The 15173-nt window shown below is 65.5% G+C and carries 13 protein-coding genes; 4 read left to right on the forward strand and 9 right to left on the reverse strand.

Annotated features, from left to right (window positions below):
- Positions 1-50: 50 nt before the first annotated feature.
- From katG to JQT59_RS05960, 3 genes are all read right to left on the reverse strand, one after another.
- The gene (gene katG, locus JQT59_RS05950) at positions 51-2279 is read right to left on the reverse strand and encodes a catalase/peroxidase HPI (protein ID WP_213575349.1); all 2229 of its coding nucleotides are present in this window, start codon (positions 2277-2279) and stop codon (positions 51-53) included.
- A gap of 33 nt (positions 2280-2312) precedes the next feature.
- On the reverse strand, positions 2313-2759 hold the full coding sequence (locus JQT59_RS05955) for a Fur family transcriptional regulator (RefSeq protein ID WP_159918509.1): 447 nt from the start codon (positions 2757-2759) through the stop codon (positions 2313-2315).
- 107 nt (positions 2760-2866) lie between these two features.
- Positions 2867-3205, reverse strand: a complete 339-nt coding sequence (locus tag JQT59_RS05960) for a histone-like nucleoid-structuring protein Lsr2 (protein ID WP_213575350.1) — start codon at positions 3203-3205, stop codon at positions 2867-2869.
- 245 nt (positions 3206-3450) lie between these two features.
- Between JQT59_RS05960 and JQT59_RS05965 the strand changes: the two genes are divergently transcribed.
- Positions 3451-3933: a carboxymuconolactone decarboxylase family protein gene (locus JQT59_RS05965; RefSeq protein WP_213575351.1), complete on the forward strand. Its 483-nt coding sequence runs from the start codon at positions 3451-3453 to the stop codon at positions 3931-3933.
- A gap of 3 nt (positions 3934-3936) precedes the next feature.
- On the opposite strand, the gene JQT59_RS05970 is transcribed toward JQT59_RS05965, so the two are convergent.
- The 5 genes from JQT59_RS05970 to JQT59_RS05990 form a co-directional block, all read right to left on the reverse strand.
- Positions 3937-4830 (reverse strand): LysR family transcriptional regulator, encoded by an 894-nt coding sequence (locus tag JQT59_RS05970; RefSeq protein ID WP_213575353.1) that lies wholly within the window; start codon positions 4828-4830, stop codon positions 3937-3939.
- Between the two features lie 90 nt (positions 4831-4920).
- On the reverse strand, positions 4921-6192 hold the full coding sequence (locus tag JQT59_RS05975; protein ID WP_213575355.1) for a glucarate dehydratase family protein: 1272 nt from the start codon (positions 6190-6192) through the stop codon (positions 4921-4923).
- On the reverse strand, positions 6192-7127 hold the full coding sequence (locus JQT59_RS05980; RefSeq protein ID WP_213575357.1) for a 5-dehydro-4-deoxyglucarate dehydratase: 936 nt from the start codon (positions 7125-7127) through the stop codon (positions 6192-6194). The genes JQT59_RS05975 and JQT59_RS05980 overlap by 1 nt, the downstream gene beginning before the upstream one ends.
- Before the next feature lie 25 nt (positions 7128-7152).
- Positions 7153-8748 carry an aldehyde dehydrogenase (NADP(+)) gene (locus tag JQT59_RS05985; protein ID WP_213575359.1) on the reverse strand — a complete coding sequence of 532 codons (1596 nt, stop codon included), beginning with the start codon at positions 8746-8748 and terminating at the stop codon, positions 7153-7155.
- A 47-nt stretch (positions 8749-8795) separates the two neighbouring features.
- Positions 8796-10157 carry an MFS transporter gene (locus JQT59_RS05990; protein WP_213575361.1) on the reverse strand — a complete coding sequence of 454 codons (1362 nt, stop codon included), beginning with the start codon at positions 10155-10157 and terminating at the stop codon, positions 8796-8798.
- Between the two features lie 185 nt (positions 10158-10342).
- Between JQT59_RS05990 and JQT59_RS05995 the strand changes: the two genes are divergently transcribed.
- Positions 10343-10894: a GNAT family N-acetyltransferase gene (locus JQT59_RS05995; protein ID WP_213575363.1), complete on the forward strand. Its 552-nt coding sequence runs from the start codon at positions 10343-10345 to the stop codon at positions 10892-10894.
- Here the strand turns inward: JQT59_RS05995 and JQT59_RS06000 are convergent.
- Entirely contained in the window at positions 10866-11864 is a 999-nt protein-coding gene (locus JQT59_RS06000; RefSeq protein ID WP_213575365.1) for a GlxA family transcriptional regulator, read from the reverse strand. The two genes, JQT59_RS05995 and JQT59_RS06000, sit on opposite strands and share 29 nt — an antisense overlap.
- Positions 11865-11935: 71 nt before the next feature.
- Between JQT59_RS06000 and JQT59_RS06005 the strand changes: the two genes are divergently transcribed.
- Entirely contained in the window at positions 11936-13237 is a 1302-nt protein-coding gene (locus tag JQT59_RS06005) for an MFS transporter (RefSeq protein ID WP_213575366.1), read from the forward strand.
- A gap of 66 nt (positions 13238-13303) precedes the next feature.
- Positions 13304-15157 (forward strand): AMP-dependent synthetase/ligase, encoded by a 1854-nt coding sequence (locus JQT59_RS06010; RefSeq protein WP_213575367.1) that lies wholly within the window; start codon positions 13304-13306, stop codon positions 15155-15157.
- Positions 15158-15173 lie beyond the last annotated feature (16 nt).

Consider the following 15173-nt stretch of genomic DNA (forward strand, 5'->3'; position numbering starts at 1 on the left):
CCCGCGAGCGGAGTCAGCTCACGGGGTGCCGTATGCGGTTCGTCTGAGATTCAGGCGAGGTCGAACCGGTCGAGATTCATCACCTTGTTCCACGCAGCGACGAAGTCCTGCACGAACTTCTGCTGCGCGTCGGCGGCGGCATAGACCTCGGCGAGAGCACGCAGCTGCGAGTTGGAACCGAAGACGAGGTCGACGGCGGTCGCGGTCCACTTGGTCTCACCGGTGACCCGGTCACTGCCCTCGTAGACGTTCTCGGCCGAGGCGGATCCCTTCCACTCGGTACCCATGTCGAGGAGGTTGACGAAGAAGTCGTTGGTCAACACCTCGGGCCGGTCGGTGAAGACGCCGTGCTCGGTTCGGCCGAAGTTCGCGTTCAGGGCCCGCAAGCCACCGACGAGAACCGTCATCTCCGGAGCGGTCAGATTCAACATGTAAGCCCGGTCGACCAGGAGGGCCTCGGCCGGCAACTTCTCGCCCGCTCGCAGGTAGTTGCGGAACCCATCTGCCCTCGGCTCGAGCACGGTGAACGTTTCCGCGTCGGTCTGTTCCTGCGACGCATCCGTGCGCCCGGGGGTGAACGGGACCGTGATGTCGTGGCCGGCGGCCTTCGCCGCTTTCTCCACAGCCGCGGTACCGGCCAGGACGATCAGGTCCGCGAGTGACACCTTCACCCCGCCGGACTGCGACGAGTTGAAGTCCTGCTGGATCTGCTCGAGGGTCTGCAGGATCGTGGACAACTCGGTGGGGTTGTTCACCTCCCAGTTCTTCTGCGGCTCGAGCCGGATCCGGGCTCCGTTGGCGCCGCCCCGCATGTCGGTGCCGCGGAAGGTTGCCGCCGACGCCCAGGCGGTGGACACCAACTGGGAAACGGACAGCCCCGAATCGAGGATCTTGCCCTTCAGCGAAGCGATCTCACTGTCACCGATGAGCGGGTGATCGACCACGGGAACCGGGTCCTGCCACAGCTGCGCCTCCGGAACCCAGGGGCCGAGGTAGCGAGTGACAGGTCCCATGTCGCGGTGCAGCAACTTGTACCACGCCTTGGCGAACTCCTCGGCGAACTCCTCGGGGTGATCGAGCCAACGCCGAGTGATCTTCTCGTAGGTGGGGTCCATGCGCAACGAGAGGTCCGTGGTGAGCATCGTGGGGTTGCGTCCCGCCGACGAGTCGAACGGGTCGGGGATCGTGCCCGCACCCGCGCCGTCTTTGGCGGTCCACTGCCAGGCACCGGCGGGGCTCTTGGTGAGCTCCCACTCGAAGCCGTACAGCGTCTCCAGGAAGCTGTTGTCCCACTTCGTCGGGGTGGGGGTCCACACGACTTCGAGGCCGCTGGTGATCGCGTCCTTGCCGACGCCGGTGCCGAATGCGCTCTTCCAGCCCAAGCCCTGCTGCTCGATCGGGGCGGCTTCCGGTTCCGGACCGACCAGGTCGGCGTCACCTGCGCCGTGTGTCTTACCGAAGGTGTGGCCTCCGGCGATCAGCGCGGCGGTCTCCACGTCGTTCATCGCCATGCGGGCGAACGTCTCCCGGATGTCGCGGGCCGCTGCCAGCGGATCCGGCTGCCCGTTCGGTCCCTCCGGGTTCACGTAGATCAGACCCATCTGCACGGCCCCGAGCGGACCGGACAGTTCGCGATCACCGCTGTAGCGCTCGTCGCCGAGCCACGTGTCTTCCGGACCCCAGAACACTTCCTCTGGTTCCCAGACGTCTTCGCGGCCGAAGCCGAATCCGAAAGTCTTGAACCCCATCGACTCGAGGGCACAGTTGCCGGCGAAGACGAGCAGATCCGCCCAGGAAATCTGCTTGCCGTACTTTTGCTTGACCGGCCACAGCAGCCGGCGCGCCTTGTCGAGGCTCGCGTTGTCGGGCCAGCTGTTGAGCGGGGCGAAGCGCTGGGCACCCTGCCCGCCACCGCCGCGACCGTCGGCGATGCGGTAGGTGCCGGCAGCGTGCCAGCTCATTCGGATGAAGAGCCCACCGTAGTGGCCGTAGTCGGCAGGCCACCAGTCCTGCGAGGTCGTCATCAGATCGATGACGTCTCGCCTGAGCGCCTCGACGTCGAGCTTGGCGAACTCCTCGGCGTAGTCGAAGTCGGCGCCCATCGGGTTGGATTTCGACGAGTGTGCGTGCAGCACTGACAGTTCCGGCTGGTTGGGCCACCAGTCGCGGTTCGTCCTCGGACGATGCTCTTTGACCGTGGGGGACGGGATTGCGGGGTTTTCACTTTCACTGGTGCTCTGAGTGTTGCCGTCATGAGCGACCGGGCAGCTATCGGACACAGCATTCCTTCCAGGAGCGAGTAGATCGGGCTGTTATCGCGGTTTTTTTCGCGAAGTGTGTGATGTCGAGCAGTCGGGGCACAGACCCCAATAGATGACCTCGGCCTCCTCGACGACGAAACCGCCGTCGTCGGACACAGTCAGGCAGGGCGCCTCGCCGACGGCGCCGTCGACGTCGGCGATAACCCCGCACGCCCGGCACACGACGTGATGGTGATTGTCACCGACACGCAACTCGTAGCGTGCGACGGAGCCGGACGGCTCGATCCGCCGCACCAAGCCCACGTCGGTGAGCACATGCAGAACGTCGTACACAGTTTGCCGGGAAACTCCTGGTAGGTGCGTTCGCACGGCGTCGAAAATAGTTTCCGTGTCGGCGTGCGGATGCTCGCGGACGCCATCCAGCACCGCCAGGCGAGGGCGAGTCACGCGTAGCTGGGCTGCACGCAACTGCACTTCGTAATCCCGCGTCGAGGGCACCTCACTACTATGACGCACTTTTCTGGAGTCAGTCACGATTTTGGATAACCAGATGCACTACTTCTCCGGAACAGCGACTGCTTCGCCTCGATCTCGGCTGTCGCTCGTCAATGCGCTGCGTCGAACGCTTCCTGCACCTCTGCGGGAATGCGGCCTCGCGAGGAAATGTCGTACCCGTTCTCCGCCGCCCACTCGCGGACCGTACTCGCCTGGGCACGGCCGCGCGGCTTCGCGCTCGCGGTGGACCGACCTTTCCGGCCGTCGACCCGGGTGGCGTGCTCGATGTAGAAGTCCATGGTGCGCAGGAACTCTCTGGCGTTCTTCGTCTTCAGGTCGATCTCGTAGTCGACACCGTTGACCGAGAAGGTGATGTGCTCGCCCTTCCCGACCTCGATCAGACTCCCGTCGATGTCGTCGACCAATTCCACGACCACTTTCTTCGCCACCCTGAACTCCTTTTGATCTGGTTACAGCCCACAAGACACTACTGCCCACACGCGGTTTCCCGGTCCGGCTTCGTCCCGGTTCGAGGAATCGGTCCGCCGCGCATCTCCCGGCTGAGGGCGTGACAGACACAGGGCGGGGGTCGACGGGATCTCCAGGAGACTCACCCCCTGTGCCGGAGTGACGGAAAGAATAGAACCTGTGTCAACTCTATCGTCTCGCGCGCCGTTCGCTGTAGCATTCGGGAATGAGCCGAGTGGGTAGCTACAGCGACGATGACCTGGCTGGTTGGTTGTCGGCTTCACCGGAGCTGGGTAAGGCACTGGGCGGCTTCACCGATGCCGTGTACAACCGGAACCGGTTACCGTTGCGCGTACGGGAGATTGCACGGATGGCGATCGCCGTGGCGAACGAGTGCGCGGTGTGCCGCGGGGCTCGGGACGGCGGTGGGCCGGACGCCGGTATCGACGAGCACTTCTACGATCACGTCCTCGAGTGGGAGTCGTGGCCGGGATACGGCGAGCGGGAGCGGACGGCGGCCGAGTTCGCCTACCGATTCGCCACCGACCACACCGCGCTACGCGAAGACGAGGATTTCTGGCGGCGGTGTCATGAACACTTCTCCGACGAACTTCTCACCGACCTCGCCTTGTCGTGCGCGCTGTGGTTGGGAACCGGCCGCGTGCTGCGGGTGCTCGACATCGGTCAGAGCTGTCGGCTCACGCTCTGATCGTCAATTCCATTCATTCTGCGGCAGAACGTCTTTCATTATCCGCTGCAGTGCGGGGTTGCGGTTGTCCGCGCGCCAGGCGGCGTTCATTTGCACGGGCCGATCCCGCACCGAGGTGACCGGCCGGAACACCACACCCTCGGGATGCATTGTCTGCGCAGATTCCGGCACCAGTGCCATTCCCAGACCGGAACGCACGAGGACGAGCATCGTATGAACCTGCGTCACGTATTGCACGTACCGCGGCGACGCTCCGACGATGGTGAAGGTACTGATCAGCAGTTCGTGAAAATACCGCGCATCGACGGGTGAATACATGACGACGGGTTGATCGTCGAAGTCCTCCACGGTCAGGTGGTCCTGCTCGGCCAGCGGGTGTCCCTGCGGGAGCGCGGCGACGAGGTTCTCGTGGTGAATAGGCCGGGTGTCTATTCCGGGCCGGGTGAGAATGGGCCGGATCAGTCCGAGGTCCAATTCACCGCTGGTGAGAGCATCGATCTGCACCGACGTCACCATTTCACGGAGATCGATCTTCACATCGGGAAGAGTGTCGCGGGCGGCCTCGAGCAGTCGCGGTAGCACCGCGTGGGCCGAGGCGCCGGTGAACCCGACGACCACAGTTCCCAGATCGCCCGCGGGTACCCGCCGCACCGTCAGTACCGCGCTCTCCGACAGGGAGAGGATGCGGCGCGCGTCGGGCAGGAACGCCGTTCCCGCGGCGGTCAGCGTGACCGATCGGCTGGTGCGGTCGATCAGCTGCACGCCCAGTTCACTTTCGAGCTGCTGAATTTGCCGGCTCAGCGGAGGCTGAGTCATGTGGAGCCGTTCCGCGGCCCGCCCGAAATGCAACTCCTCCGCGACGGCGATGAAGCACGACAGCCGCGCAAGGGAAAACATCGACCTACTCCTCTGCCGTCGAACCGGGGCGCTCGTCCGAACAATGTAGCGGACCTGCGCACGTGCACCCCGGATCGACGGTCACCCGGTTCACCAGCGTGGGCAGGTGTTCTCGAAAGCCGGATCGATCGACTGCATGTACCCGGTGTCGTCGCGGTCGCGCACCCCGCAGTCGAGGTACTGCTCGTGCAGTGCGCCGAGCGCGTCCTCGTCGATCTCGACGCCCAATCCCGGCGTCGTCGGCACCGCGACCGTGCCGTCGACGAACTTCAGCACGCCGGGCTTGACCACGTCCTCCGTCTTCCACGGCCAATGTGTGTCGCAGGCGTACGTGAGGTTCGGCGTGGCCCCGGCGAGGTGCACCATCGCGGCCAGGCTGATGCCCAGGTGCGAGTTCGAGTGCATCGACAGTCCCAGGCCGAAGTTGTCGCAGATGCCGGCGAGCAACCGCGACCGCTGAAGGCCACCCCAGTAATGATGGTCCGACAGCACGACCTGCACAGAATCCTTCAGCACGGCAGGCTTCAGCTGATCGAACGCGACGACGCACATGTTGGTGGCCAACGGCATCTTCGCCTCACGCGCGACTTCGGCCATGCCGTCGAGGCCCGGCGTCGGATCCTCGAGGTATTCGACGATGCCGTCGAGTTCCGACGCGACCCGGACCGAGGTGTCGACGGTCCACGCCGCGTTGGGGTCGAGCCGCAACGGAAGATCCGGGAACGCGGCACGCAGCGCCTTGATGCCGGCGATCTCCTCGTCCGGTGAGAACACCCCACCCTTGACCTTGATCGCCTCGAAACCGTACTCGCCGATCATCTTCTGTGCCTGACGCACCAGTCCGTCCGGGTCCAGCGCCTCACCCCACTCGTCCGGGCGGGCACCGGGGTGCCCGGCCCACTTGTAGAAGAGGTAAGCACTGAAGGGCACCGTGTCGCGCACCTTGCCGCCGAGCAGATCGGACACCGGCCGGCCGAGCGCCTTGCCCTGCACGTCGAGGCACGCCACCTCGAAGGGGGAGAACACCCGATCGGTCGTACTGGCGGTGGTGATCATCCCGGCGACTCCGTCACCGCCGGTGATCGACAGCGTGGCAATCTTCGCGTCGATCACCGCCCGAATGGCGTTCAGCGAGAACACGTCGAGTCCGGTAATGGACTCGGCGGCAGCCTGGAGTCGAGCGAGGTGCGCGGTATCGGCGTAGGTCTCACCCAACCCGACGAGGCCGCTGTCCGTGTCGAGTTGGATGATCGCACGGAGCGCATACGGTTGATGCACGCCGACCGTGTTGAGTAGCGGCGGATCCACGAAGGCGACCGGTGTGATGCGGGCACCAGTGATGCGGATGGGTTCCGAGGACATCAGCGCACCGCTTGAACCGCGAAAGCGTCGGCGAGCGCTGCCCGTCCGGCAGCGGTGATCTGGGCCAGTTCCCGCTTGTGAGCCTCGCTCGGCTGCACGAGCGGCGGGCGCACCGGCCCGGCTTCGAGGCCCTCCATGGTGACGCCGAACTTGACGAGTGACACCGCATAACCCGGCACCTGATCGCGCAGGCGGACCAGAGGATGGAAGAAGCTGCGGAGCAGCGCGTCGGTGAGTTCCTCGTTGCCCGATTCGAGTGCATCGTAGAAACCGAGAGCCAGTTCTGGTGCAAACGCGAAGGTCGCCGACGAGTACAGCGTGACACCGATGGCCCGGTACGCCTGCTGGGAGATTTCTGCCGTGGGCATGCCGTTGAAGAACAGGAACTGCTTACCCGACGGTGCGAGCGCGTCCTTCACGGCGTGGACGATACGCGCGACCTTGTCCAGGTCACCGGTCCCGTCCTTCAGGCCGATGACGGTGGGGAACTGGGCCACCGCGACGGCGGACGCCTCGTCGAAACGGGCGTTGCTGCGGTTGTAGACGATGAGGGGCAGGTCGGTGGTGTCTGCGACCGCGCGGGTGTAGTCCACCAATCCGGCCTGCGGCATAGTCACGAGGTAGGGCGGGAGCAACAGGATGCCATCGGCGCCATTGGCCTTGGCGCTCGTCGCAAATTCCTTCGCCTGCGCGATCGAGCCGCCCGCACCGGCGAACACCGGGACCCGTCCCCCGACCGCGTCGACGGCCGTGGCCACGATCCTGCCGAACTCCTCGAGTCCGAGGGCGTGGAATTCGCCGGTGCCGCAGGCGATGAAGACGCCGCCGGGTCCGGCATCCACCCCCTTGGTGACGTGCTCGGCGAGCCGGTCGTAGTTGACGTCACCGGATTCGGTGAACGGTGTGACGGGGAAGAACAGGACTCCGTCGAGCATGGGTTTCTCCTTTTACGAGACGATGTCAGTCTTGGGTGAGGCGGCCGTCGATACGACGCCACAACTGTTCGGGGTTGCCGTCGGCGACGGCGGTGGGCAGCAACGATGGCGGAACATCTTGGTAGGCAACGGGTCGCAGGAAGCGTTCGATCGCCAGCGATCCCACCGACGTGGTGCGCGAGTCGGATGTCGCGGGGTAGGGACCGCCGTGCACCATCGCGTGTCCGACCTCCACCCCGGTGGGCCAGCCGTCGAACAGGATTCGGCCGGCCTTGAGTTCGAGAACGCTCAGCAGGCGTCCGGCCTCGTCCAGGTCTTCCTCGTCTGCGTGGACGGTCGCGGTCAGTTGACCTTCGAGCCTCGCCGCCACGGCGCGCACCTGCTCGGCATCGCGACACTTGACGACCAGGCTGGAGGCCCCGAACACCTCCTGCTGCAACACGTCCGAGCCCAGGAACGTGTCGGCGTCGCTGCTGAAGAGTGCCGCCCGGCACGAATTGGGTGCGTCCGACTCGGCGCCGCGGGCCTCCACGGTGGCAGTGCCCTCGAGGGCGGCAACCCCGTCGGCGTAGGAGCCGGCGATGACCGGGGTGAGCATCGGCGTCGGCACAGTTTCGGCGACGGCCGCATTCGCGGCCGAGACGAACGCGGCCAGGCCGGGACCGTCGACGGCGATGACGAGTCCGGGGTTGGTGCAGAACTGACCGGAGCCGAGCGTCAGGGACGCGACGAATGCGCGACCGAGGTCGGCGCCGCGGGTGGCGAGTGCGTTCTCGAGGAGGAACACCGGGTTGATCGAGCTCATCTCCGCGTACACCGGGATCGGTTCCGGCCGCCCCGCGGCCGCCGCCACCAGAGCGGTTCCACCGGAACGTGATCCGGTGAATCCGACCGCCTTGATCCGGGAGTCCTTCACCAGTGCCGTGCCGAGCTCGGGACCGGCACCGTAGAGGAGCGAGAAGGTTCCCGCCGGCATACCCGTGCTCGCGACGGCGTCCGTGATGGCCCGTCCGACCAGTTCGGAGGTACCCGGGTGTGCGTCGTGGGCTTTGACGACGACGGGGCAGCCCGCCGCCAGCGCGGACGCGGTGTCGCCACCGGCGACGGAGAACGCCAGAGGAAAGTTGCTCGCGCCGAACACCGCAACGGGTCCGAGCGGGACCTTGCGCTGGCGGATATCTGCCCGGGGCAGCGGGGTGCGGTCGGGCTGGGCGGGGTCGATGCGGGCACCGTTCCAGCCACCGTCACGGAGGACGCCGGCGAACAACCGCAGCTGTCCGGACGTGCGGCCCACCTCACCGGTGATGCGGCCCTGCGGAAGTCCGGATTCGGCACACGCCCGGGCGACGAGCGTGTCGCCGAGGGCCTCGACGTTGTCGGCAATCGCCTCGAGGAACCGGGCGCGGTCCTCGCTGCTCGTTGCGCGGTACGGCGCGAATGCCGCGTCGGCCGCTGCGCAGGCTGCCTCGACGTCCCGCTCGGCCCCGTGCGCGAAACCCGGTTCCAGCCGCTCGCCGGTGGCGGGGTTGATGCCGTGGATCGTCGGGCCCGAACCCTGCACGGGCTTGCCCGCGATGATCATCTGTCCGGTCACGTCGGTCCGGTTCACCGTTGCTGTCATGATGTGGGTCCTCTAGTTCTCTGCGTTTCGTATGTGCCGGTGAGAGGTCATTTCGCTGCCACGGTTGACTCGGCGGAGCCCACCTCGGCCAGGTTCGCGACGTCGTCGATGTCTTCCTTGTCACGCCGGAAGTACGTCACCGCTGCGGCGGCGGCGAGGGCGAAGAGCGACAGCACGACGAGGCCCATCGTCACCGTGCCGGTCTGTTCCTTGATCACCCCGAAGCCGAACGGGGCGACGAAGCCACCCAGGTTGCCGAGCGAGTTGATGATTGCGATCGCCGGTGCCAGCACCATGGGGTGCAGCGTGCGCTGCGGGATCGACCAGAACAGCGGGCTCGCGCTCTTGAATCCCATCGTCGCAACGCACAGCAGCGGAAGCGCCAGCCACGGGGTGACGAACGCGGCGGCCATCGTGCCCACACCGCCGATGAGCAGCGCGGCGACGAGGTAGGGCTTGTGCCTTCCGGTGCGGTCGGCCGAGCGGTTGGAGAAGTACATCGCGAAGATCGCGCAGATCCAGGGCAGCGACGACAGCAGCCCGACGGTGACGTCGTTGGTACCCGGGATACGGCGGATGATCGACGGAAGCCAGAACGTGTTGGCGTAGATCGCCATGGTGATCGCGAAGAAGATGCCGCAGCACACCAGGATCCGCGGCTGCAGAAGCAGCTTCCAGCGCGAACCCGACTCGCCACGCTTCACCGACGCCTTACTGCGCAGCACGTCCTCCTCGGCTATGACGGCCTGCAGATCGTGCTTCTCCACGCCGGTGAGCCACTTCGCGTCGTCGATCTTCGAGTCGAGCAATCGGTAGGCGATGCACCCGACGACCACCGACAGCAGTCCCTCCAGCGCGAACATCCACTGCCAGCCATGATGCCCACCGAGCCCGTCGAGGGACAGCAGCGGTCCGGACAGCGGTCCCGAGATCGCGGCAGCAATGGAGGACCCCGCAATGAACAGTGCCGTAGCGCGGCTGCGGTGGTTGTTCGGCAGCCAGCGGGTGAAGTAGAAGATGATCGCCGGGAAGAAGCCGGCCTCGGCGACACCGAGAAGGAACCGCAGGACGTAGAACATCTCCGGACCGTTGACGAACGCCATCGCCGCGGACACCAGGCCCCACGAGATCATGATGCGGGTGAGCCACACCTTGGCGCCGAACTTCTCCATGAGCACGTTCGACGGCAGTTCGAAGATCGCATAGGCAATGAAGAAGACACCCGCACCGAAACCGTAGGCTGCGGCGCCGATGCCGACATCGGCCTCGAGGTGAGTCTGCGCATAACCGATGTTCGACCGGTTGAGCTGATTGCAAATCAGCATCACGATGAACAACGGCACGACGCGGCGGAAGATCTTCGATACCGCACTGTCGACCGCCGGGGAGACGGCGAGGGGGAGGGTCATCGGTGACTCCTCTCGGGTTCTGGTGTAACGACTGGGCTACCCGGTGCACGCTGGTTCACCGGCGTGACCTGAGTCATAAAGCCACGCTAGAGCCGCGTTCGATACATGTCCAAGTCAAAAAAAGTCGTGATCAATGCTCATATTGAACTGATGGCCGGCGACGATCCCTTGGTAGCGTCGCCTGCGTGGCAGCCTCCGACTTCGAGTTTCTCCGTACGACCCGGGACCATTTCCCCCAGCTGCAGAAATGGCTACGCGAACCCCACGTCGGACGTTTCTGGAACCACGAGACATCGGACGCCGATATCGAGCGCGACTTCGGGGGAAGTATCGACGGCACCGAACCATGCGAGGATTTCCTGGTCCTGCGCGGTGGCCGTCCTCTGGGATTCATCCAGCGGTATCACCTCGCCGACTACCCGGAAGACCTCGCACTGCTCACGGCACTCGTCGAGGTACCGGACGGGAGCTTGTCGATCGACTACTTCATCGGCGACCCGGAACTCATCGGCCGCGGCGTGGGCACTGCGATGATCACCGCGTTCGTGGACAAGTGCCGCGCGGACTCACCCGACGCGACAGCAATCATCGTTCCCGTCGTCGTACCGAATCGTGCGTCCTGGCGGGCACTCGAGAAGGCCGGCTTCCGCCGCGTCGGAGCGGGCTACCTCCCGCCCGACAACCCCATAGACGACGGGGCCCACTACATCAGCAGGCTGGATTTGCGCTCGGTATGAGGCTGCGGCGACCGCGGAACGTCTTGCGGTAGGCCGACGGTGGGACACCGAGGACGGCACCCATGTGCTGGCGCAAGGACGCCGTCGTCCCGAAACCGACCTCCCGGGCGATGACGTCGACGGACAGGTCGGTGGTCTCGAGGAGTTGCCGGGCGCGGTCGACCCGGCGGGTGATCAACCAGCGGTTGGGGGTGGTGCCGACCTCTTCACCGAACCGCCGGGTGAAGGTGCGAACGCTCATGTTGGAGTGTGCAGCCATCCGGGTCAGCGTCAACGATTCCCCCAGCCGCTCCAAAGCCCAGTTACGAGTGACCGCGGTGGACTCCGCACCGGCTGCCGGAATCGGCCTCTCGATGTACTGCGCCTGCCCGCCGTCGCGCCACGGCGGGACGACGCATCGGCGCGCCACTTGATTTGCCAGGTCGGAGCCGTGGTCTCGGCGCAGGATGTGGAGGCAGAGGTCGAGTCCGGCGGCGACGCCCGCCGAGGTGAGGACCTGTCCCTCGTCGACGAACAGGACGTCGGGATCGACCCGGACCTGCGGGTACGTCCGTTGGAAGTGCTCGGTGTTGCGCCAGTGGGTGGTGGCGCGCAGACCGTCGAGGAGACCCGCTGCGGCGAGGATGTAGGAGCCGGTGCAAATGGAGACATATCGGGTGCCGGGCCGGACGAACGCGAGTGCCGCCTCGATCTTCGGCGGCAGATGGCCGTCGTAGGCGGGGCCCAATTCATACGACGCGGGGATCACGACCGTGTCCGCCTCGGCCAGCAGCTCTAGCCCGTGATCGACGGATATCGAGAAGTCCGCGTCCGACCGCACCGGTCGGCCGTCGGCCGTGCACGTCTGTACTTCGTACAGCGCATTGCCATTCGCGTCGTGCGCCCGGCCGAAGACGCGCGAGGGGATGCCGAGTTCGAACGGAATCACACCGTCCAAGGCGAGCACGACCACCCGATGACGTTCGACCATGGCCAGATTCTTTCACATGTTGGCATTCCGGCAACTTTTCCGGCGGGACGCCGTCCCGCAGACTTACCGTCGTGACGTCCGACATCGCGCCCCCGGCACCCCAGGCCCGAATAGCCCCGCCCCGCCTGCACTACGCCTGGCTGGTGGCGATGGTCGCTTTCCTCGCTCTGGTGGGGGCGGCAAGTTTCCGTGCTGCGCCGTCCATCCTCATCGACCCGCTGCACGAGGACTTCGGCTGGTCGCGGGCAAGCATCTCCTCGGCGGTGTCGATCAACCTGGTGCTGTACGGGTTGACGTCACCGTTTGCCGCAGCTCTGATGGAGCGGTTCGGCATGCGCCGGGTTGTGACGGCGGCGCTCGTCCTCGTGTCTGCCGGCAGTGGGCTGACCATCTTCATGACCGCCACCTGGCAGCTGGTGCTCCTGTGGGGTGTATTCGTCGGTTTAGGCACTGGTTCGATGGCGCTCGCGTTCGTCGCCACCGTGGTCGATCGCTGGTTCGTGGCGCGGCGCGGTCTGGTCACGGGCATTCTCACCGCCGGCAGCGCGGCTGGACAGCTGGTGTTCTTGCCGATCCTCGCCGTGCTCGCCGAGCGATACAACTGGCAGACGGTGGCGTTGACGGTGTCGTTCGCGGCCCTCGCCGTCGTCCCGCTGGTGCTGATGTTTCTCCGCAACCGGCCATCGGATGTCGGTACGGTGCCGTACGGAGCAGGGCCCGACTACCTCGCGGAACCACCCGCACCGACTGGACGCGGCGGCGCTGCGGGCCGGGCCGTCACCGTGTTGCTCTCCGCGGCCCGCACTCGGGTCTTCTGGCTGTTGGCGGGCACCTTCGCGATCTGTGGTGCAAGCACCAACGGGCTGGTCGGCACCCATTTCGTGCCCGCCGCACACGATCACGGCATGCCGACCACCGCGGCGGCGAGCCTGCTCGCCGTCATCGGAATCTTCGACGTCGTCGGAACCATCGCGTCGGGGTGGTTCACCGACCGGTTCGATTCGCGCAAGCTGCTCGGCATCTATTACCTGTTGCGCGGCATCTCTTTGATGCTGTTGCCGATCCTCTTCGCGGGCACCGTTCACCCGCCGATGATCGCGTTCGTCATCTTCTACGGCCTCGACTGGGTGGCCACGGTGCCCCCGACAGTTTCTCTCTGCCGCAAGCACTTCGGCGCCGATGCGCCGATCGTGTTCGGCTGGGTGCTGGCCTCGCACCAGATCGGGGCCGGCATCGTCGCGTTTCTGGCAGGGTTTGTGCGTGACGAGTTCGGTCGATACGACGCCGCGTTCTACGTGGCCGGGGGTCTGTGTGCGATCGCCGCTGTCATGTCGCTGGCCATCGTCGCGAAGACGCCGCGCGCGATCGCCTGAGGTCACGGTTGCGCGGCCTGGGCGAATCCGCCTCCTCGACGCCGCCTCGCTTCCTAAGATCCATGTATGGCAGCTCAACGCGCATCGGACGAGGTCGTCGACCAGTCCAAGATCGAGAATCGGGCCCCGTCGGTGGCCGCAATGTTCATCAATCGGGTAGCCACATCGCCGAGTCACGAGGCGTTCCGCTACATCCGACCCGGAAACGGCGACGAGTGGGTGAGCGTCACCTGGTCCGAGGCCGGTGATCGTGTGCGCAACCTCGCCGCCGGCCTGATCTCGCTCGGGGTGCAGGCCGAGCAGCGCGTGGCGCTGGCTTCCGCCACCCGCTACGAATGGGTGCTGGCCGACCTCGCGGTGATGTGCGCCGGCGCCGCCACCACCACGGTGTATCCCACGACGACCGCTCCCGATGTGGCCTACATCGTCGCCAACTCGGGGAGCCGTGTCGTCATCGCCGAGGACGACTCGCAGCTGGCGAAGCTGCGGGACAATCGCACTGAGCTCACGGATGTCGAGAAGGTCGTTTTGATCGACGGCACACCCGGCGAAGGCGACGACTGGGTGATCACGTTCGAGCAGTTACACGACCTCGGCGCCGAGTTGCTGGCCGAGAAGCCGGATGCGGTGAACGAGCGGATCGATGCGATCAAGCCGGATGATCTGGCCACCCTCATCTACACGTCCGGGACCACCGGGAAGCCGAAAGGCGTGCGTCTTCCGCATTCGGCGTGGACCTATGTCGCGGCCGCGATCGACTCCACCGGCCTGCTCGATCCCGACGACCTGCAGTATCTGTGGCTACCACTCTCGCACGTCTTCGGAAAGGTGCTGCTCGTCCTGCCACTGCAGATCGGGTTCGCCACCGCGGTCGACGGACGGGTCGACAAGATCGTCGAGAATCTTGCGGTAGTGCGCCCGACCTTCATGGGCGCCGCTCCCCGGATCTTCGAAAAGGCCTATGCCCGCATCGTCTCCACCGTCCAGGAAGAGGGCGGCGTGAAAGCGAAGATCTTCGACTGGGCCATCGGGGTCGGACTCGCGGTGTCCAGGGCCAAACAGGCAGGAAAGAGCCCATCCCTTCTCGAGTCGGTGCAGCATGCACTCGCAGATCGATTGGTGTACAGCACGATTCGCGAGCGGTTCGGTGGGCGCCTGAAATTCTTCATCTCCGGATCCGCTGCGCTCAATCGTGATGTCGCCCAATGGTTCGACGCCGTCGGCATCAAAGTTCTCGAGGGTTACGGACTCAGCGAGACCAGCGCGGCATCCTTCGTCAACCGGCCGTCGGCCTACCGCTTCGGAACGGTCGGCTGGGCTATCCCCGGAACCGAGACGAAGATCGGCGAAGACGGTGAAATTCTGATCAAGGGCCCCGGCGTGATGAGCGGCTATCACGAGAACCCGGAGGCGACTGCGGAGGCGTTGACCGAGGACGGCTGGTTCCGCACCGGTGACATCGGTGAGATCGACGAAGACGGCTACCTGCGGATCACCGACCGCAAGAAGGACATGTTCAAGACGTCCAACGGCAAGTACGTGGCACCGTCCGCGGTGGCCTCCACCTTCAAGGGGATCTGCCCCTACGTCGGCGAGCTGATCGTCGACGGTGAGGGCAAGTCGTACTGTGTCGCGCTCATCTCCCTCGACGCCGAGGCCATCGGCGAGTGGGCGAAACATCACGGTATGGGCGACAAGTCGTTCTCCGAGATCGCGCAGGCACAGGAGACACGCAACCTGATCGGCGGTTATGTCGAAGAGCTCAACGCCGGACTCAACCGGTGGGAGCAGATCAAGAAGTTCCGGATTCTCGATCGCGAACTGACCGTCGAGAACGGCGAAATCACGCCGAGCATGAAACTCAAGCGCAAGGTTGTGATGAACAACTTCTCCGACGAACTCCAGGATCTCTACAACTGACTTGACCCTCACGCGG

Source organism: Rhodococcus sp. USK13 (assembly GCF_018343855.1).
Classification (GTDB): domain Bacteria; phylum Actinomycetota; class Actinomycetes; order Mycobacteriales; family Mycobacteriaceae; genus Rhodococcus_F; species Rhodococcus_F oxybenzonivorans.